This is a genomic window from [Ruminococcus] lactaris ATCC 29176, from assembly GCF_025152405.1.
Taxonomy (GTDB): Bacteria; Bacillota; Clostridia; order Lachnospirales; family Lachnospiraceae; genus Mediterraneibacter; species Mediterraneibacter lactaris.
This window is the reverse complement of record NZ_CP102292.1, coordinates 330,880-349,864: the sequence shown is the minus strand read 5'-3', so window position 1 is coordinate 349,864 and position 18,985 is coordinate 330,880. Positions and strand designations below refer to the sequence as shown.

General features: G+C 40.9%; 21 protein-coding genes and 1 CRISPR repeat array (1 of these 22 cut by a window edge). Of the genes, 4 read left to right on the top strand and 17 right to left on the bottom strand.

All coding sequences use genetic code 11. From position 1 onward, the window contains the following. Positions 1–9: 9 nt before the first annotated feature. From NQ541_RS01660 to NQ541_RS13080, 6 genes are all read right to left on the bottom strand, one after another. Positions 10–1,176 carry a CobW family GTP-binding protein gene (locus NQ541_RS01660; RefSeq protein WP_005609323.1) on the bottom strand — a complete coding sequence of 389 codons (1,167 nt, stop codon included), beginning with the start codon at positions 1,174–1,176 and terminating at the stop codon, positions 10–12. 95 nt (positions 1,177–1,271) lie between these two features. Next, positions 1,272–2,024, bottom strand: a complete 753-nt coding sequence (locus NQ541_RS01655) for an exodeoxyribonuclease III (RefSeq protein ID WP_005609324.1) — start codon at positions 2,022–2,024, stop codon at positions 1,272–1,274. Between the two features lies 1 nt (position 2,025). After that, positions 2,026–2,784 (bottom strand): tRNA pseudouridine(38-40) synthase TruA, encoded by a 759-nt coding sequence (gene truA / locus NQ541_RS01650; protein WP_044940052.1) that lies wholly within the window; start codon positions 2,782–2,784, stop codon positions 2,026–2,028. 69 nt (positions 2,785–2,853) lie between these two features. Then, complete coding sequence (gene nrdR / locus NQ541_RS01645) at positions 2,854–3,303, bottom strand: transcriptional regulator NrdR (protein ID WP_023921854.1); 450 nt, start codon at positions 3,301–3,303, stop codon at positions 2,854–2,856. 109 nt (positions 3,304–3,412) lie between these two features. Next, a complete protein-coding gene (locus tag NQ541_RS01640) occupies positions 3,413–3,667 on the bottom strand; it encodes a YlmC/YmxH family sporulation protein (protein ID WP_005609333.1) in 255 nt (84 codons plus the stop codon). A gap of 109 nt (positions 3,668–3,776) precedes the next feature. Next, complete coding sequence (locus tag NQ541_RS13080; protein WP_081717080.1) at positions 3,777–3,959, bottom strand: hypothetical protein; 183 nt, start codon at positions 3,957–3,959, stop codon at positions 3,777–3,779. A 40-nt stretch (positions 3,960–3,999) separates the two neighbouring features. Here NQ541_RS13080 and NQ541_RS01630 point away from each other — a divergent pair, with 40 nt between their 5' ends. The 4 genes from NQ541_RS01630 (at position 4,000) to trhA (ending at position 7,881) form a co-directional block, all read left to right on the top strand. Then, on the top strand, positions 4,000–4,374 hold the full coding sequence (locus tag NQ541_RS01630; RefSeq protein ID WP_005609648.1) for a DUF3783 domain-containing protein: 375 nt from the start codon (positions 4,000–4,002) through the stop codon (positions 4,372–4,374). A 66-nt stretch (positions 4,375–4,440) separates the two neighbouring features. After that, positions 4,441–6,030, top strand: coding sequence for a DUF975 family protein (locus tag NQ541_RS01625; protein WP_023921852.1), 1,590 nt, complete (start codon positions 4,441–4,443; stop codon positions 6,028–6,030). An 81-nt stretch (positions 6,031–6,111) separates the two neighbouring features. Beyond that, positions 6,112–7,041 carry a carbamate kinase gene (arcC, locus tag NQ541_RS01620; RefSeq protein WP_023921850.1) on the top strand — a complete coding sequence of 310 codons (930 nt, stop codon included), beginning with the start codon at positions 6,112–6,114 and terminating at the stop codon, positions 7,039–7,041. A 180-nt stretch (positions 7,042–7,221) separates the two neighbouring features. After that, the gene (gene trhA / locus NQ541_RS01615; RefSeq protein WP_005609651.1) at positions 7,222–7,881 is read left to right on the top strand and encodes a PAQR family membrane homeostasis protein TrhA; all 660 of its coding nucleotides are present in this window, start codon (positions 7,222–7,224) and stop codon (positions 7,879–7,881) included. Positions 7,882–8,049: 168 nt separating this feature from the next. On the opposite strand, the gene asnB is transcribed toward trhA, so the two are convergent. From asnB to NQ541_RS01560, 11 genes are all read right to left on the bottom strand, one after another. After that, a complete protein-coding gene (gene asnB, locus NQ541_RS01610; protein WP_005609652.1) occupies positions 8,050–9,588 on the bottom strand; it encodes an asparagine synthase (glutamine-hydrolyzing) in 1,539 nt (512 codons plus the stop codon). Between the two features lie 92 nt (positions 9,589–9,680). Next, positions 9,681–10,670: a DUF3878 family protein gene (locus tag NQ541_RS01605; RefSeq protein ID WP_005609654.1), complete on the bottom strand. Its 990-nt coding sequence runs from the start codon at positions 10,668–10,670 to the stop codon at positions 9,681–9,683. Continuing rightward, positions 10,633–11,580: a GTP-binding protein gene (locus NQ541_RS01600; protein ID WP_005609655.1), complete on the bottom strand. Its 948-nt coding sequence runs from the start codon at positions 11,578–11,580 to the stop codon at positions 10,633–10,635. Before NQ541_RS01600 ends, NQ541_RS01605 begins: the two co-directional genes overlap by 38 nt. Next, a complete protein-coding gene (locus tag NQ541_RS01595) occupies positions 11,567–11,770 on the bottom strand; it encodes a hypothetical protein (protein ID WP_005609656.1) in 204 nt (67 codons plus the stop codon). Before NQ541_RS01595 ends, NQ541_RS01600 begins: the two co-directional genes overlap by 14 nt. A 17-nt stretch (positions 11,771–11,787) precedes the next feature. Then, a complete protein-coding gene (locus tag NQ541_RS01590) occupies positions 11,788–13,311 on the bottom strand; it encodes a Y-family DNA polymerase (RefSeq protein WP_005609658.1) in 1,524 nt (507 codons plus the stop codon). A gap of 315 nt (positions 13,312–13,626) precedes the next feature. Next, complete coding sequence (locus NQ541_RS01585) at positions 13,627–15,699, bottom strand: efflux RND transporter permease subunit (RefSeq protein WP_005609659.1); 2,073 nt, start codon at positions 15,697–15,699, stop codon at positions 13,627–13,629. 121 nt (positions 15,700–15,820) lie between these two features. Further along, on the bottom strand, positions 15,821–16,150 hold the full coding sequence (locus tag NQ541_RS01580; RefSeq protein ID WP_005609660.1) for a YqfO family protein: 330 nt from the start codon (positions 16,148–16,150) through the stop codon (positions 15,821–15,823). Between the two features lie 57 nt (positions 16,151–16,207). Then, positions 16,208–16,618, bottom strand: coding sequence for a peptide deformylase (locus NQ541_RS01575; protein ID WP_005609662.1), 411 nt, complete (start codon positions 16,616–16,618; stop codon positions 16,208–16,210). Between the two features lie 41 nt (positions 16,619–16,659). Next, a complete protein-coding gene (locus NQ541_RS01570; protein WP_005609663.1) occupies positions 16,660–17,175 on the bottom strand; it encodes a hypothetical protein in 516 nt (171 codons plus the stop codon). A 56-nt stretch (positions 17,176–17,231) separates the two neighbouring features. Then, positions 17,232–17,390: a hypothetical protein gene (locus tag NQ541_RS01565; RefSeq protein WP_005609664.1), complete on the bottom strand. Its 159-nt coding sequence runs from the start codon at positions 17,388–17,390 to the stop codon at positions 17,232–17,234. A gap of 60 nt (positions 17,391–17,450) precedes the next feature. Next, complete coding sequence (locus NQ541_RS01560; RefSeq protein WP_005609666.1) at positions 17,451–17,732, bottom strand: hypothetical protein; 282 nt, start codon at positions 17,730–17,732, stop codon at positions 17,451–17,453. Positions 17,733–18,010: 278 nt separating this feature from the next. Next, positions 18,011–18,985: a CRISPR direct-repeat array (repeat unit 36 nt; unit sequence GTTTGAGTACCATACATTTTTACATCATTCTCAAAC); it runs 244 nt beyond the window's last position.

Below are 18,985 nucleotides of genomic sequence, written 5' to 3'. Positions count from 1 at the left end.
TCTTTCAGACTATTTCACCTGAAATAATTCCGCCAGTTTGTCTTCTTTAATCTCTGCACCGATCACACAGATACGTCCTGTATATTCAGGTGCTCCGGTTCTTACTTCATGCTCACCCGGAACCATGTCGAAATAGATCCATTCTCCATCAGCACCTGCAACCATACCTTTTGCACGAAGGATATTGCCATAAGATCCATCTTCCTCCAGGGTCTTGAGGATATTTCCGATCTCTTCTTTTGTATAAGTACGGATTGTCTCTTTTCCCCAACTTGTAAATACATCATCGGCATGATGGTGTCCCTCATGATCGTGATGGTGGTGTCCACAGCCGCAGCCACATTCATGATCATGGTCGTGATGATGTTCATGCTCTTCATGATCATGGTCGTGATGATGCTCATGCTCCTCATGGTCATGGTCGTGATGATGCTCATGCTCCTCGTGGTCATGGTCGTGATGATGCTCATGCTCCCCGTGGTCATGGTCATGATGATGCTCATGCTCCTCGTGGTCATGGTCGTGATGATGTTCATGGGCTTCGTGAGCAACTTCTGCAAGCAGTTCTTCTTCCAGAGACTTGCTGGATTCCATTGCCTCCAAAATCTTTTCACCCGGGAGCTGCTCGATCGGTGTTGTGATGATCGGAGCTTTTTCATTTAACTCTCTCAGCAGAGCAACACTTTCCTGAATCTTCTCCGGCTTTGCCTTATCTGTACGGCTTAAGATCACTGCTCCTGCATACTCGATCTGATTACTGAAAAATTCGCCAAAATTTTTGCGGTAGATCTTGCACTTTGTCACATCTACCACGGTGGTAAAGCTGTTCAGCTCCGCATCAATCTCATCCTGCACATCCTGCACTGCCTTGATAACATCCGACAGTTTTCCGACACCGGAAGGCTCGATCAGAATACGGTCAGGGTGATACGTGTCTACTACCTCATGAAGAGACTTTCCAAAATCTCCTACCAGTGAACAGCAAATACAACCTGAGTTCATCTCACGGATCTCGATTCCCGCCTCTTTCAGGAATCCACCGTCGATTCCAATCTCTCCGAACTCATTCTCGATCAATACAACCTGCTCTCCCTTAAAACCTTCTGAAAGAAGCTTTTTGATCAATGTCGTCTTACCGGCTCCAAGAAAACCGGAAATAATATCTATTTTTGTCATTTTAAAGACCTCCTATCTTACTGCCTTTTTCTATCTTATCTCTTTTCTTTCCTCTCTGTCAATTCAGATCCATTCCCTCCGGACAGTAACCGTATTTATTTCAGATCCAGCTCGATCGGACAATGATCTGATCCCATTACTTCTGTCAGAATCTTTGCATCTGCCAATCTGTCCTTCAGGCATTCTGACACGCAGAAATAGTCAATCCGCCAGCCTGCATTCTTCGCTCTTGCACTGAACCGGTACGACCACCATGAATAAATCCCCTCCTGATCGGGATAAAAATACCGGAAAGTATCAATGAAACCTGCATCAAGAAGCTCTGTGAACTTTCCACGCTCTTCATCTGTAAATCCTGCATTTTTCCGGTTTGTCTTCGGATTTTTAAGGTCGATCTCTTTATGTGCAACATTCAGATCACCGGTTACGATCACCGGCTTCTTTTTCTCCAGCTTCTTAAGATATGCACGGAAATCATCTTCCCATTTCATCCTGTAATCCAGTCTTGCAAGCTCACTTTGGGAATTTGGTGTATAAACTGTCACAAAATAGAAATCCTCAAACTCACAGGTGATCACGCGTCCCTCCTGGTCATGCTCTTCAATCCCCAGTCCATAGGATACCGATAATGGTTCTTTTTTGGTAAATACTGCTGTTCCGGAATAGCCTTTCTTCACAGCATAATTCCAGTACTGATGATACCTTTCCAGTTCCAGATTCAACTGTCCTTCCTGCATCTTCGTCTCCTGAATACAGAAAATATCCGCATCTGCCTCATGAAAGAAATCCAGGAATCCTTTCTGAACGCATGCCCGGATACCATTTACATTCCACGATATTAGCTTCAATCTATTCCTCCTTCCAGGACTTCTCCTTATAATAGACTTCGTCAAGGAATAATCCTCTTGCCGGAGCCAGAAATCCAACCTTTGTTCTATCCTTTGCCTCTAAAGCTATCGTCACGCTTTCGATCCTGCGTGTCCCCATTCCAACTTCGAGCAAAGTTCCTGTCAGAATCCTTACCATATGATAAAGAAATCCCGTTCCCTCATATTGGATGTTGATCCTGCCACCTTGTCCGCCAACCATTATAGCATAAATTGTCCGCTTTGTGGACGTTTCATCTTTTTTATCCGTATAAGCTGCAAACTCATGCGTGCCGGTCAAAAGTTCCGCTGCCTGCTGCATCGCTGCAATATCAAGTTTCTTCGGGAAATGATACGTGTAACGCCGGTCAAATACATCCGGCTTTTCATCAGTATCAATCTGATACACATACCTTTTTCCTACAGCACTCTTTCTCGCATGAAACCCATTTTTTTCAAGTCCGGCTTCTCTGATCCGGATATCCGGAGGCAGCAGCTTATTTACCTTCTCTGTGAAAAATCCGTCCTCCGCTTTCCCGTGAAGCACCACACTGGCTGTCTGTCCGCGGGCATGCACGCCTGCATCCGTCCTTCCTGATCCATTTACTTCCACCGCATATCCGGCTGCCTTTGAAATACAGGATTCCAAAATCCCCTGAATGGTCATCTCTGTATTGGCCTGTCTCTGCCATCCCTGGTATGCTGTCCCATCATAAGCGATCACCAGCCTGTACGTCCGCATTTTTTCATCTCCTCTTTCAAAAAGAAAACCGGTCATACTTCCGCTTCAGGTATAACCGGTTTGTTCTTCCTATTTTAAAAACTTTTTCAGCTCATCCATAAATGTATTTGCATCTTTAAACTCTCTGTATACTGATGCGAACCTCACATATGCCACCGGATCAAGATCTTTTAACTTATCCATAACAATCTCTCCAATCTCACTGCTCGGGATCTCTTTTTCTTCCCGGTTAAAGATCTCCAGCTCGATCGCCTCGATCGTCTTCTGGATCTGATCTGCAGGAACAGGACGCTTATAACACGCACTCAGCACACCATTCTCAATCTTTGACCGTTGATACTGCTCCCGGTTGTTGTCCTTCTTGATCACGATCAGAGGAATCGTCTCTACTTTTTCATAAGTTGTAAAACGTTTCCCGCACTCGTCACAGGAACGCCTTCTGCGAATCGAACTCTTATCCTCTGCCGGTCTGGAATCGATCACTCTTGTATCAGGGTTTCCACAATATGGACATCTCATTCGTCTGTTCCGCCTTTCCGCATATACAATCCACCACACACTCCCTGCGGCATTTATTTTCAATCCGTCTGTGAAACGAATTTGTTTCCGTCCTCATTATACACAATGTCTAGTATTTTTGCAAAAACTTTTCTTCTTTTATTTCCACTAATACTGCATCCGGTCCGATTTTTTTTACACAACTGTACGGAATCACATATTCACAGTCCGTTCCGAAAAATCCGCAAAATTTTCCCGGTCCCGGTACAACAATCGATTCAATCTTCCCGGAACAGGTATCAAGCTCCAGGTCCACAACACAGCCCAACTGCTTTCCTGTACAGATATTAACTACTTCTTTTTCCCGCATTTCACAAAATCTCATCGTTCTCTCCCCGTACCGGAATCTTACAACTATTTTATTCCGGCATCGGACAGATCGTGACATTTCTGTATTTCTTTTTTTCGGTACATATATTACAATGATGTCAGGGTCAAAAGGTCTGAAACCACATGTGCTTGCACACTGGTGGTAGAATGACCTTGAGACCCGCCCCGATATGAGCATAAAAGTGGGGCGTAATCGCCATGATATGCGAATAGCGGGTAGGATTGTGGGAGTGCGTAGCACGAAACAATCCGTTGGCATCATTGTTGGGGGCTTTTGATCCCAACATCTTACAATAGATTCATCATGATCCTAAAGGAGAGTTTGTTATGAATGAAACTTTACTGCTGTTCCATGCACCTTCCAGGCCCGAGCTTTTGAAGATCCAGCGTGCCTTGCTTCCGTTGCATATCCGGCTGCGTTGCATCTCACAGAAAGACTATCTGCAACCGCTCGGATTTCTCGCCGGAATGAAAAATTTTTCCCCCACCACTGAGGTTTATGACGGAGAAGAACTTTCTGCCCCACTGTTCCTTTTCTGCTTTTTTCAGAATAACCGACTTGATCAGGCACTTGCTGCCCTCAGACGCTGCGGTGCTGGTCCATTTCCTTATAAAGCGATCCTCACACCAACAAATTGTGAATGGAATGCTCTCACCTGCTTCAACGAAGTAAAGAAAGAACATGAGCAGATGCATAAATAGACATTGAAAAGTTTACCATGCTCAACTATAATGATGATACCATCAGAGAGACGGGAGAAAAGTACTATGTGGAAAAGAAAAGAATTAAAAAAGAATGCTCGCAGATCGATCCGACAAAATTACTGGCGTATGGTATCCGTCTGCTTTCTTATCGCTCTTCTCACAGCTTCCTATCCCCTGGCAACCGCTTTTCTGGGAGTGCATCCGTTATCTCATATTGACACGATTTCCAATCTGCATCAGACTTTTGAGACCGAAACTACATCGCAGATCCTGGAAGAGACTGCCACAAGGCTTTTTCATAATACTGACATTGAGAATCTATATCAAAATCCTTCTGCTACTTATACCAATCTTCTTGTGGATCTGTATGCAGACAGTACCTCTACTTTTTTTGCAGTCCTGAAGATCTTCAATACTTTCTTGGATGAACATTTCGACTTTATCGTCTTCATCCTTGGAATCAGTGCGATCCTGGCTTTTCTCTATCGCATTTTTGTAAATAATATTCTGATCATCGGCGAGAAACGTTTCTTTTTAGAATCGAAAAATTATAAAGATACCCGGATTTCCAAAATCTTTTTTCTTTATAAGCTACATTATATCCGCAGGCCTGCTTTTACCATGTTCTTCCGCAGTCTCTACCAGTTTCTGTGGAATTTTACAGTCATCGGTGGAATCTACAAGCATTATGAGTATTGGATGATTCCATATATCCTGGCAGAAAATCCCAGGATCAGTAAAAAAAATGCTTTCTTCCTTTCCCGCCAGCTCAGCAATCATAATAAGAAAAAGCTTTTACTGCTGGATCTGTCTTTTCTGGGATGGAAGATGCTCTCCCTGCTCAGTCTGGGACTTGTCGATTTCTTATATGTGAACCCTTATATGGCAACCTGCAAAGCTGAATTATATCTGACACTCCGCAGAAATTATGTGCTTTCACGTTCTCCCGGCTATGAATACCTGGATGATTCCTATCTGGAACATATTCCTTCCGAAGATGAGCTTCTGATCAGTAAGGCACTTTATGATGACTCGGAAGGTCCTTATACACAGACCTCTTATTTTGCACCTGACCAGTATCCGGTTTTCCTTTTTTCTGTACAGCCGCCATTTTCTGCTGTAAGATCACCGGTCAACCCGGTTCGTAAATACGATCTCTGGTCCTGCATTTTTCTTTTTCATGCTTTTTCTATTTTTGGATGGATCGTAGAGAACCTGATACATCTTTTAAAGACAGGAGAATTTTCTTTTGATGGAGCAGTTTTCTTTCCATGGGCTCCTATGTATGGGATTTTCGGCATATTACTTTTACTGTTTATGAAGAAACTCATTCCCAAACCAGAGCTTGTGTTTTTTCTGAATTTTGCAGTCTACACATTGATCGAATATCTCGCAAGCTGGATTCTTGAACTCGGATACAGCCTGAAAGTAACTGCCTACAGTGACTATCTTTTCACACTGAACGAACATACATACATCGGAGGTTCCGCAGTCTTTGCACTGCTTGGATGTGCTTTCCTTTACTATCTTGCCCCTAAATGGACAGAAGCTTTTTCCCATTTAAAGAAGAACATCCGCATTGTACTCTGTATTCTCCTCAGCCTTATCTTTCTTGGCTTTGTTTTTAAAATAAGTCTTCCATATATTTGGTGAGAAATATTGATTTCATATAAAAAAAATAGTAAAATTTAATTAGTTATTGACTTGAAAATTTGAAACGAAAGGAAAATTATTATGAAAAAAAGAGTTGTTGTTGCACTGGGACACCGTGCACTTGGTACTACACTTCCAGAACAGAAGACCGCAGTAAAGCATACTGCCAAATGTATCGCAGACCTTATTGAGGAAGGCTATCAGGTTGCGATCACGCACAGCAATGCACCTCAGCTTGGCATGATCCACACAGCCATGAATGAATTTGCAAAAGCTCATAAAGACTATACACCGGCTCCTATGTCTGTCTGCTCAGCCATGAGCCAGGGATATATCGGTTATGACCTTCAGAATGGAATCCGTGAGGAACTTCTTAATCGTGGAATCTACAGAACTGTCAGTACTGTTCTCACTCAGGTAATTGTCGATCCATATGATGAAGCTTTCTATACACCGACCAAAGTTCTCGGACGTTATATGAATGCACAGGAAGCAAATGAAGAGCGTAAAAAAGGAAATTATGTGATTGAAGAGCCAGGCAAAGGGTTCCGTCGTGTCGTATCCGCACCAAATCCTGTAAAAATCGTCGAGCTGGATGCCGTCAAGGCACTTCTTGATGCTAATCAGGTTGTAATTGCTGCCGGAGGCGGTGGAATCCCGGTGCTGGAGCAGGACAACCATCTCCGAGGTGCAAGTGCCGTCATCGAAAAAGATCTTGCAGCCGGAAAGCTTGCAGAGGGAATTGACGCTGAAATGCTCATCATCCTTACAAATGTCGAAAAAGTCTGCATTAATCTCGGACAGAAAGATGAAGAACCGCTGGGAGAGATCACAACAGAACAGGCTAAGACATATATGGAGGAAGGACATTTCGGAATTTACAATATGCTTCCTAAATTCCGTGCTTCTGTTGATTTCGTAGAAGAATGCGAAGGACGCAGTGCTTACATTACTTCTTTCGATAAAGTAACGGATGCATTAAAAGGCAAGACAGGCACTGTCATTCGATAGTTTTCCTGTGGATTCCCGTAGATATTCAAAAGTCAGGTACAACATTTGTATCTGACTTTTTTCATATTCCTTTTAATCTCCTCTTGATTTTTCATGAATACATGCTATTATATATGCATACGTTAAATGTAGTATTGAAAACTACTTGTTGTTTTATCAATATATCGGAGGTGTGTTATTATGGAAAAAAGACATCATATTAAAGATCCCGGAAGTGCGATCACTCATTTTATCGGCATGCTCATGGCAATCTTTGCGGCAGTACCGCTCCTTATCAAGGCTGCACATGAACCAAGCCGGATCTACATTGGATCTCTTACAGTCTATGCGATCAGTCTGATTTTATTATATGCTGCAAGTACAACGTATCATACTTTTGATATCTCGCCAAAAGTAAATACTATCTTGAAAAAAATCGATCATATGATGATCTCCGTTCTGATCGCAGGAAGCTATACACCGGTATGCCTCCTTGTAGTAAAAGGGACTCGTGGCATCACGCTTCTTTGTATTGTATGGGCATTTGCGATTGCCGGCATATTGATCAAGGCATTCTGGGTGTTTTGTCCGAAATGGATCTCCTCTGTCCTCTACATTGGTATGGGATGGACCTGTGTTCTGGCTTTTTCTCAGATCCTCAATAATATGTCCTCTGCCGCTTTTGCATGGCTTCTTACCGGAGGAATTATTTATACTGTAGGTGGAGTGATCTATGCATTGAAACTTCCTATATTCAACAGCCGTCATAAAAATTTCGGCAGCCATGAGATCTTTCATCTCTTCGTAATGGGCGGAAGTATGTGCCACTTTGTTGTTATGTATGCCTTTCTTCTTCCATGATCTGAAGAAGATATTTGAGAAAAAACTGCCGGGGATATGTCTAAAAAATCAGTAGATTTTTCAGACATATCCCCGGCAACTATAATGAACTAACGAAACCGCAGAAGTCTCATTTTACTTCTGCGGTTTCCTTTTTATCTCTGCAACGTTCTACACTTTGCTGCCAGCTTATCTCTTTATAAAATACTCCTCATACCATACAAGGAATGTATAGATCGTCCATACCTTTCTCCAGTTATCAGAATTTCCACCAACATAGTCTGCAAAAATTTCATTGATTGCCTCCACATCAAAAAATTTCTCTGCAATCTCACTGTTGAACAACCGTCTTACATCCTGATTATATCTGTCGTCAGCCATCCAAATACGAATCGGAACAATAAATCCAAGTTTCTTGCGGAAAGCAATCTCTTCCGGCAATACCTTCGCTGCGGCTGTACGGAACGCCACCTTATTCTGCTCTTCATTCACTTTATATCTTGAAGGCATACGGGACGCAATGTCAAAAATCCTTCTGTCTGTCAGTGGCATACGGATCTCCAGTCCTGCTGCCTTACTCATCTTATCAACGTTCAGATAAATATCTCCCTCCAGCCAGATCTGAATATCTACATCTGACATCTTTGACAGCGGATCGAGTCCTTCTGTCTCTTCGTAAATTTCTCTTGCCACTTCGATCGGGAGTACATCCGGGTCATACTTTTTCAGAATCTTCTTTTTCTCATCTTCTTTCATGATGTTCGTATTTCCAACATAGAACGTCTTCAGATTCTCCCCATAACGTTCTGCATTACGGTACATATTATATCCACCAAAAAATTCATCCGCACCCTCTCCGGAATAGCAGATTTTTGTATGCTCTGCCGTTGCATTACATCCAAGCGTAAATACAATCGCAGATGCATCACCTAACGGCTGCTCCATATTATACATCACATATGGTACTATATCAAAGAACTGCTCCGGTGTGATCAGACTCCTTGAGAACTTTCTTCCAAGAATCCTTGCAGTCTTTTCCGCAAGAACAGATTCATCAAATCTCTCCTCTTCATATCCACATCCGTCAGCCTGCTCTGCATCAGACATTGCAAGTACATAGGAAGAATCTACACCACCTGAAAGGAAAGACTCTACTTTCTCATCCGCAGTCTTCACTTCCGGCATGATCTCCTGGATCGTGGAATGAATCTCATCTGCCCAGTCTTCAAGAGATTTACTCTCATCCGGATGAAATTCAGGCTTCCAGTATCTTTTAATTGTAAGTCTGCCATTCTGCCAGATCAGATAACGTCCCGGCATCAGCTTCTTCAGACCTCTGAAAAACGTATTCTCACCGGCTACATATGTAAGACTCAGATATAACTGCAGCATTTCCTCATTCAATTCTTTCACAAAACCAGGCTGCTTCATAATATCACGGATCATTGTACCGTACAGAAGCTGTCCATCCTCTGTCTCATAATAATAGAATGGCTTTGTGCCAAACTGATCTCTCAGACAGAACAGCTTCTTCTCTTCATCATCCCAAAGAGCAAATGCAAACATTCCATACATATGGTCTGCCATCTCATAGCCCCATGTCTGATACGCTTTGATCAGAATTTCTTTTTCCCGCTCTTCTCTTGAAAGAGACAGATCAATTCCCAATCTTTCACAAAGTTCTTCCCAGTTACGAATATGTCCTCTGTATTCTTTTACTGTTATCATACGTGTATCCTCTCTTTAATAAAAATCCAATCTTTATCTTAAGTCACGATCTGACCACTGCTTATTATACTCCATCCGTCTTCAGATAACAATTAAATGATCTCTTCAATTCTTACTTTTCTATTAAAAGTTCCTCTTTTCCAGATCATAAGATATACTTTAAGATCAACCGAATCCCTGACCGCTTCAAATGGTTCTTCGCAGAAGATCGTTGCCCTGATCCCCCGCGACTCCAGTTCATTTTTTCTCATTTCCGCTTTTTTTAGCAGCTTCTCATACCGCACTTTTTCATCTGTCTGCAATCTTCTCTGCGGATACGTCTTTGCAGCTTCTACGATCATTTCCTGCAAAAGATCAACAATCTTATCATGCGAACTCCTGTGGAACATCCTTGCCATATAGCGTGCCAATACCTTATATGGGTGTCTCCGGTAAAGTCTCAATATTCTGAGCATTCTCCGGTCATCTACTTTTCCCAGCAGTTCTTCCATGACATCCATTGCCTCTTCAGACGGACTCCACGGATCATCCCGGTAAAAAATATACTGCTCTGAAACTGACGGATAACAGCAATAATTCAAAGGTGGAAAATCTGCAAGCTCTGCAAGTTTCAGTTCCGTCTCATTACAGAAATCATTTCCGAGATATTCTCTTTTATCTCTGATGATTGATGCTTTATACTCAATCTGCCTCAGATACTCATAACCACCGATCCAGAAATGCCCAATTTCTCCATAGTTATAAAGCCGGGTTTCTACTGTCAGATTTCTGAAGAAAAGAGTAAATACATTTTCTGCCTGCCTGATGATTAACCCGTATTCCTGCTGATCTTTCATCAAATGCAGTTCTGCTTCGATTTCACCTTCAAAATCCTTTTTATACTTTCCCTTCATCCTTGCCTGTTCAAATGCAAGAAAACTTTCCGCTGCATCATTCATCATATAGATCAGACGAATTTTCCCCTGCTTCAGATCATCAGGATAAATCAATTCAAACTGCCCCTGATCTGTCAATTCCAACAGTCTTTCAAATGCGACCGGATCACTATCTGGCAGGAGTTCCAAAGTATTTTGCAAGTGCATCCTCCTCCAATCCTTCACCGATCACAATCAGTACATTCTGTCCCTCCCCGACCGGGTTCATCTGAATTTCATACTGCGTCGCATTTAGCTCGATCCACTTTTCATTCTCATCCTGCATAAATCCTTTAATTCGGAAAAGCTTTCCACAGGCCGGATCTTTCAATGCCTCTTTCATCTTTTCTTTCAATTCTTCTTTCTTTATCTGAAGATTCATATAATACAAAGACTGAAAGCCCTGATCTTCCCTGTATTCCGGCTTTCTGTAACTCTCTGTACAGTAGCCGCCATTCAAGACCTGTTCAAATTCCCTTTCTGTCCATTCATTCCATGGAGATCTTAACACCTCATCCCCTTTTATCTGCCGTCTGCAGCCGAGCTTCACCAGAGACCGGTTCAGATGCTCTATGGTCGCATCCTGCTTCGTCACAGGCACTTCCTGACTTCTGCTCAGAATAATACTTCCGGCATCTGCAACTTCCGATGCAAGAAGAAATTCTGCCTGATCTGATAATGTCTCTTCCAGACCTGCATTTACTACTGCAATCACATTGCCAATCTCATACCAGTGATCCAATGGTTCGTCCCGGAGCACATCAAAAAATTCATCAATATCATAAATTCCTGACGGTTCGACCAGAACCCTGTCATACCCACACATTCCCATTGAAATAAGCTTGGTCCGGAATCTTCGTCTGTGCGTCTCTGCATCGCAGCCTCCTGAAATCATCTCCAGTTCGCACTGATCTCCTCTTAGTTCCTGCAATAACATCATATCTACATTGACTGCACCATGGTCATTTTCCAAAATACCTATATTCAAGCCTTTTCTCATCAGATACGTGGCATATTTTTTTATAAATGTAGTCTTACCTGATCCAAGGAATCCCGTTATCAAATCAATCTTTACCATATTCGTTCTCCACTTCCTCTTCCATTCTTTTTATACATTCATCTACGGCCTCCTCATAACCTGTCAGTGCCGCAAACGGTGCAAACTGGGCTGCCCTGTCAATCGTTGCCATTCTCGGATGCACATCTGACACGTGGTGCGGCAAATAGAGAAGTTCCTCATAGTCACTTCCAGTTCCAGCGTCTTTCATCTTCGATTCTCCTCCCTTTATGCCTTATGTCCACCGATCTGCCGGTTCCTCGCAACGGCTGTCGCACCTTCAATCAGATTCATTCCTTTTAATACCGCATTCTTCCCGTACTTCTTTTTTATATCCAAAACCGCTTTCTGAACACTTTTTTCCCGGTTTCTCTCTTCCTGCACTTCTTTTTTCTTTACTTCCAGTGCTGCATAATCCGTAAACAGATCCAACTGTTCAAAACTCTGACCCACAGTAACATCTTTTTCACTGACCACCTTATTGGCAGTAAGTGAAATCCGTCGCACAAATAAAAGCGGATTTACAATTTCTTCATACAGTCCGGTAACCGCCTCAAGAATCTCCTTTGTAGAGGAAGTTGCTGTCGGCAGGTTGGCTGTCCCATGTGCATGCTTCGGTACCATCCTGCCATAATGATCTTTTTTTACTTCGCCATGATATCTGCCACGTATAGACGGATCTCTCAGATTTTCAATATCATATCCAACCGTAAGTACAACCTGATCTGTCACCAGTTCTTTGTCCACCAGTTCCAGTGCAAGCTGGTCTGCCATTTCTCTGACAACCAACCGTGCCTTCTCATAAGGATACGGACACTGCAGCACCTGACCTGAACCCAAACTGTTCGCAGAGGGCTTATACTCTTTTATCTCCTGCATTGTGCATGACTCCCATCCCCATGCATGATCGATCAGCAGTTCTGCATTCACTCCAAAAAGCCGATAAAGAAGAGCTTCATTATAAAAATCTTCCGGAGTTCCCACGGAACACCTCGCAATATCTCCCATCGTATAAAGACCGTTCTCTTCCAGCTTTTTCATATAACCTCTTCCGACTCTCCAAAAATCTGTCAGTGGACGATGATCCCATAACTGCTTTCGATAACTCAGTTCATCCAGCGAGGCAATCCTCACACCATTCTTATCCGGCTGTACCCGCTTCGCCATAATATCCATCGCAATCTTACATAAATACAGATTCGTACCAATCCCCGCAGCAGCCGTAATCCCGGTCTGCTCCAGCACGTCCCGGATCATCTTCGCAGCCAGTTCTTTCGCTGTCATCCCATAAGTTCTCAGATAGGCAGTTGCATCAATAAATACCTCATCAATAGAATACACATGAATGTCTTCCGGTGCAACATACTTCAGATAAATCCTGTAAATTCTGACGCTGTATTCTATATACAAAGCCATCCTCGGTGTAGCTGCAATATATTGCAACTCCAGCTCCGGATTTTCCGCCAGTTCCCTTTCATCTGTCGATTCTCCCGTGAACTCTCTTTTCTGAATCTTCTGCCTCCGCTCTATATTCACTTCCCGGACTTTCTGCTCCACTTCAAAAAGTCTTGCTCTCCCCGGAATCCCATATGCTTTCAAAGAGGGAGACACTGCAAGACAGATTGTCTTCGCAGTACGGGATGTATCTGCCACTACAAGATTTGTCGTCAGTGGATCTAAGCCCCTCTCTGCACACTCCACGGATGCATAAAATGACTTCAGATCAATCGCAATATAAGTTCTCTCTTTCATCCCACAGTTCCTCCCCGAATGTGCATCATACCAACATTTGATCCTCTAAATCCCCTTTGCCAGCTCCCTGGTGATCCAAAAATTCTAATCTGCATCATCTTATATATTATTATATAGAACGTATGTTCTTTTTTCAAGTGGAAATATTTAGATTCCACAAATTTATATATATTTCATAAATTTCCATAATAAAAAAGAGCTTTTGGATTTTTGTCGTATTTCTGATAACCAAAAAAATCCCTGACTGCAAATCACCTTATTTTTTTGCAGTCAGGGTTGCTCTTTTCATTTTATATGATCTCTAAAAGAACTGAATCATCCTTCTTTCGGTAAAAATCCTTTACTTGTCTTTACTATGATTTTATCAAATACCATAAACATCGATGGCAATACAAAAATAACCACTACCATACTGATCAATGCACCTCTCGCCATCAGGATACACAGGGAACTGATCATATCAATATTGGAATAAAGACCTACACCGATCGTTGCAGCAAAAAAGCTTAATGCACTGACCATGATCGACTGGGCAGATGCACGATGTGCTGTCGTGATCGCATTATATTTATCTGCTCCATGATTTCTTTCTCTTTTATATCTTGTTGTCATCAAAATAGCATAGTCAACCGTCGAACCAAGCTGAATCGTACCGATTACAATAGACGCAACAAATGGGAGTTTCGTTCCCGTATAATATGGGATCCCCATATTGACAAAAATTGCAAATTCAATAACACCTACTAAAATAAACGGCAGTGATACTGATTTAAATAAGAGTAAAATGATAACAAATATAATTCCAATCGATACAGCACTTACCGTCTTAAAATCTGTATCCGTTATGTCGATCAGATCAGCAGTCAGCGGTCCTTCGCCGATCAACATTCCACCTTTATCATATGTATGAAGAATCTTATTCAGTTCTTTGATCTGTGCATTGATTTCATCTGTCGCTACTTTATATTCTGAATTGACAAGTACAAGCTGGTACTTATCATTTTTCAACATTCCTGTGACAGACTCAGGAATCATACTTTGCGGAATAGCCGGACCGATCAGGGAATCTAATCCCAATGCCCATTTTACACCATCCACTTTTTCCATTTTATTCAGCAGCTTTGCTACATCCGCTGATTCTGTAGAACTGTCAACAAGGATCATATGCGTTGTATTCATATCATAATCTTCCTTCAGCTTTTCATTGGCAATAATGCTCGGAAGATCCTTCGGAAGTGTCTCATCCAGATTATAATAAACAGAGGTATGATTATTTCCATAAATCGCCGGGAATAAAAGCACCAGGAAAATCACTACATATACGAGATATCTTTTTGTAACTTTATCCGAAAGCTTCCCGATATCCGGCAAAAACGGCTTATGCTTCGTCTTAACAATGAGCTTATCACAGCACAAAATCATGGACGGCAAAATGGTAACGCACGCCAACACTCCAAAAATAACACCTTTTACCATGACCACTCCGATATCCATTCCCAGAGTAAATGTCATAAAGCACAATGCAATAAATCCCGCTACCGTCGTAACCGAACTTCCGATAACTGAAGAAAATGTCTGCGAAATCGCATGTGCCATCGCTCTTTCTTTATCTCCATCATACCGGATCTGCTGTTCTTCATAACTATGCATCAGGAAAATAGAATAATCCAATGTCACACCTAACTGCAACACTGCTGCCAGTGCTTTGGTAATATATGAAATCTCTCCCAGAAAATAGTTGCTGCCAAGATTATATACGATCGCCATACCAATACTAAGCATAAAAAGTAACGGAACGAAAAATGATTCCATGGTAATACCTAATACGAATATCGCCAAAAGAACCGCAATCAGTACATAGACCGGAGTTTCTTTTTCTGCCAGATTTTTTGTATCCGTAACAATCGCAGACATTCCGCTCAGAAAACACTGCTTTCCTGCCAGTTCACGGATTTCCCCGATTGCCTCCATTGTTCCATCTGACGAAGTTCCTTCATCAAAAAAGATTGCCATCATTGTACCCGTATCTGAATTGAATACTTCATACAACTTTTCAGGGAGCATACTCTTTGGCATACTTATATCTGCCAATGAATCATACCATAAGACCTTGCTGACATGATCGACATTCTCAATCTTTGTCTTCAGTGCCGAGACATCTTTATCCTCCATCCCATCCACTATAAACATAGAAAATGCTCCTGTTCCAAAATCCTTTACCAGAATATCCTGTCCCTGCATCGTTTCAATATCTTCCGGCAAATATGTCAATACATCGTAATTTACTCTGGTATTAATATATCCCAGAGTTGCCGGTATCAACAGTAAAATACTGATAATAATAATCGGTATACGAAACTTCACCACTTTCTTTCCAAATTTAACCATTTCACAAACTCCTTCCTTTATGACTTTTAGTCATTTTCATCTTAAAAGCACTATACAGTAAAAATGACCAACAGTCAATATGTTCTTGACTGTTGGTCATTTTAATTGTCTATTTCTTTTTTTAAAAACTTGTCCGCCAAATCGGAATTACATTTATAACCGGTTCTTCATACGGATGAACTTTTTTGACCACCTCAATTGTCTCATCCACTTTTTCTTTAAATACTGTTACCTCTGCTTTTATTTCCGGTTCACAACTAATCTCCCCGGCTTTTCCTATATATGGAGCAGTCCCTTCTAATGGTCTCCAATAACTGGTAAGCCTTAAACAGGACACACATGAGTCATAATTTCCTATATGCCCTGCATCTACAGACTGCAAAGCCTTCTGAAGTTCCGGGAAATTTTCTTCCGGTATAAAAATTTCTAATTTGCAATATTTAAAATCCATTTTTTCCTCACAATTCAATTTATTTTAAGACTTCTACAAAATAATAGTATTTTAACATTAAATCACAATCCCCTTACAATGGTCAATCTCATGCTGTATGATCTGTGCTGTCCAGCCACTATACTTTCCATGACAGAATTGAAAATTGCTGTCCAGATAATCTACCTCTATTTCTTCATATCTTGTGCATAATCTGGTTCCCTCCAAAGAAAGGCATCCTTCTTCTGTCTTATATTCTCCTGACATCTTAGTTATCACAGGATTAATCATTGCAAACTGAAATGGTCCCACTGCCACAGCAATGATCGATTTATTAATGCCGATCATATTTGCCGCCATTCCAACGCATATTTCTCGATTGGCACGCAATGTATCTAAAAGATCTGTTACAATTTCCTGGTCTGCTTCCGTTGCCGGTTTTGCTTTTCTCCCAAAAATCTTTTTGCCCTTTATAATATTTCTAACCATGACTTTTCTCCTGTGAACTTATTTATTCGTATTCTCTTGTATTATTTTATTCTTGCTTCCCATCTATATCTGGGGTTTTTATGATTTGGTTTTCTTCTTATCAATTGTTCTGATTCTATTAAATACTCCAGTTCAATTTCTATATCCAATGATAAATCCTTAGTCACAAGTTCTTTATAGCCTAGATATGGATTATGCGCTATTTCTTTTTTTATTATTTCTTTTACTGGTTTCCAGTTAACACGGTTCATTTCACTCGCATATCTGCTGCAGCAAATCATTTTATAATCCATAACCTTGCATATACCCGCAATTTCCCCAAGCCATTCCCTATAAATAAAATCTATTGATCGACAGCCCTGTTCCAGCTCGTTATCAACATGATCAACATATTTCATAACATCTAAAGAAATTTCTTTCTCTATTTCTTGCATAAATGAGTTATCAATTATTTCTTGCCTTAAAAGAACTAACTCCTTCATTTTCAAACAGAGAAATCTTTCAATATAATTACAATAATCTCTTTTGAAATAGTCGTCAAATAGTTCCATATTCATTATCTCTCCCAGCAAAAATGCTACAACAAGTTAAAACTTAGAAATTTCTTCCATTTTTAACTACCATACATTTTTACATCATTCTCAAACATTTTCATATTCATCAATCTGTTCAGCCACGTTTGAGTACCATACATTTTTACATCATTCTCAAACGCATATCCTGCATGGCCATCTACCGTCAGGCCAAGCGGTGTAATATTTACCGCAATCAAACTGCATCACCTCCTAAAAAAGAGTATAAAAATACCACCGACCATTTTTGAGCAGTGGTATCACTCTTTAATTATTTTGGATTTTCCATCTCTTAAATCTACCTCGACCGTTAATATCCTATCCGGGAAATTGTCTTCATTCACCGTAATCCCATCACTTGTATCAGTTACTGGCACTGAATTTATTTCTTTATGGTATTTGTCAAAATCAACTATTAATTTTCCACACTTTTTCTCCCACATAATTCCAATATGGTTCTTGTATTTTTCAACATAAGCACGTCCATATTTTTCAATCAGCCTTTGGCCAGCTATATTCGTTGCCTTTTTCTCGCTTATCATAACCTGTCACTCCTAATATCTCATTGATCCAATCCTGGGTGCTTGCAGTAAACTCTTTTGTATTACCTTTCAAATCTATTATAATACTTTTTTCTTGCCAGGTAAATAGCTTTAACGTCTCTCGATCTTCCGGTGACGCAATTATTTTCGTCATTGTCGGATGGGAATGAGCTGTCCACTCGTAATGATTTTCTTTTATAATTTTCCATGCATCATGCGGAATATGCCACGTTTTTGAAGTTCCATGTATAAGAATCTTTGATGATTTCCCTGTGCTTAGTTTGAGTACCATACATTTTTACATCATTCTCAAACTTACACTGCTGCCCGATATCTGCCACCGCAGTTTGAGTACCATACATTTTTACATCATTCTCAAACCGGATCATACGATTCCATTGAAGAAGATGAGTTTGAGTACCATACATTTTTACATCATTCTCAAACAGAAAATATGTCAAGAGATGCAAAGATTGGTTTGAGTACCATACATTTTTACATCATTCTCAAACATATTGCAGATGAGGAATGTAGCCACTATGGTTTGAGTACCATACATTTTTACATCATTCTCAAACGGCGAAAGAATGTCCAGGACCATGCATCCAGTTTGAGTACCATACATTTTTACATCATTCTCAAACCGCTGGTTTAAAATTCCCGAGAATTTTGTGTTTGAGTACCATACATTTTTACATCATTCTCAAACATTCTGTATCATTTCTGATTCATTGATTGGTTTGAGTACCATACATTTTTACATCATTCTCAAACAACCCGTCCCTGCTCTTCTTCTTTGACCACGTTTGAGTACCATACATTTTTACATCATTCTCAAACCCTGTCTCTGCATCCACAGCTTTCCCGTCGTTTGAGTACCATACATTTTTACATCATTCTCAAACAGCTTGTATCAGATGCGAATGGATCGGTTGGTTTGAGTACCATACATTTTTACATCATTCTCAAACGATGGGAGATTCTTTGTTCCTGTCAAAACTGTTTGAGTACCATACATTTTTACATCATTCTCAAACTACCGTGTGGAGTGATTGTATGGCTTTATTGTTTGAGTACCATACATTTTTACATCATTCTCAAACGAAGATACGGTTGAGAACATGGCAAAAGAGTTTGAGTACCATACATTTTTACATCATTCTCAAACACCGCATACAGTTCATGTGCGTTCTGCTTCGTTTGAGTACCATACATTTTTACATCATTCTCAAACACTACTATACTTCTGTAAC

Excerpts from the sequence above, each read along its gene's own strand:
- NQ541_RS01585 (WP_005609659.1), bottom strand. The coding sequence starts at position 15,699 with ATGGTTAAATTTGGAAAGAAAGTGGTGAAGTTTCGTATACCGATTATT.
- NQ541_RS01600 (WP_005609655.1), bottom strand. The coding sequence starts at position 11,580 with ATGGTAAAGATTGATTTGATAACGGGATTCCTTGGATCAGGTAAGACT.
- truA (WP_044940052.1), bottom strand. The coding sequence starts at position 2,784 with ATGCGGACGTACAGGCTGGTGATCGCTTATGATGGGACAGCATACCAG.
- NQ541_RS13080 (WP_081717080.1), bottom strand. The coding sequence starts at position 3,959 with ATGTTGGGATCAAAAGCCCCCAACAATGATGCCAACGGATTGTTTCGT.
- NQ541_RS01560 (WP_005609666.1), bottom strand. The coding sequence starts at position 17,732 with ATGATAAGCGAGAAAAAGGCAACGAATATAGCTGGCCAAAGGCTGATT.
- nrdR (WP_023921854.1), bottom strand. The coding sequence starts at position 3,303 with ATGAGATGTCCATATTGTGGAAACCCTGATACAAGAGTGATCGATTCC.
- trhA (WP_005609651.1), top strand. The coding sequence starts at position 7,222 with ATGGAAAAAAGACATCATATTAAAGATCCCGGAAGTGCGATCACTCAT.
- NQ541_RS01595 (WP_005609656.1), bottom strand. The coding sequence starts at position 11,770 with ATGAAAGACGCTGGAACTGGAAGTGACTATGAGGAACTTCTCTATTTG.
- NQ541_RS01580 (WP_005609660.1), bottom strand. The coding sequence starts at position 16,150 with ATGGATTTTAAATATTGCAAATTAGAAATTTTTATACCGGAAGAAAAT.
- NQ541_RS01625 (WP_023921852.1), top strand. The coding sequence starts at position 4,441 with ATGTGGAAAAGAAAAGAATTAAAAAAGAATGCTCGCAGATCGATCCGA.
- NQ541_RS01575 (WP_005609662.1), bottom strand. The coding sequence starts at position 16,618 with ATGGTTAGAAATATTATAAAGGGCAAAAAGATTTTTGGGAGAAAAGCA.
- NQ541_RS01660 (WP_005609323.1), bottom strand. The coding sequence starts at position 1,176 with ATGACAAAAATAGATATTATTTCCGGTTTTCTTGGAGCCGGTAAGACG.
- NQ541_RS01605 (WP_005609654.1), bottom strand. The coding sequence starts at position 10,670 with ATGCACTTGCAAAATACTTTGGAACTCCTGCCAGATAGTGATCCGGTC.
- asnB (WP_005609652.1), bottom strand. The coding sequence starts at position 9,588 with ATGATAACAGTAAAAGAATACAGAGGACATATTCGTAACTGGGAAGAA.
- arcC (WP_023921850.1), top strand. The coding sequence starts at position 6,112 with ATGAAAAAAAGAGTTGTTGTTGCACTGGGACACCGTGCACTTGGTACT.
- NQ541_RS01570 (WP_005609663.1), bottom strand. The coding sequence starts at position 17,175 with ATGAATATGGAACTATTTGACGACTATTTCAAAAGAGATTATTGTAAT.
- NQ541_RS01630 (WP_005609648.1), top strand. The coding sequence starts at position 4,000 with ATGAATGAAACTTTACTGCTGTTCCATGCACCTTCCAGGCCCGAGCTT.
- NQ541_RS01590 (WP_005609658.1), bottom strand. The coding sequence starts at position 13,311 with ATGAAAGAGAGAACTTATATTGCGATTGATCTGAAGTCATTTTATGCA.
- NQ541_RS01640 (WP_005609333.1), bottom strand. The coding sequence starts at position 3,667 with ATGAGATTTTGTGAAATGCGGGAAAAAGAAGTAGTTAATATCTGTACA.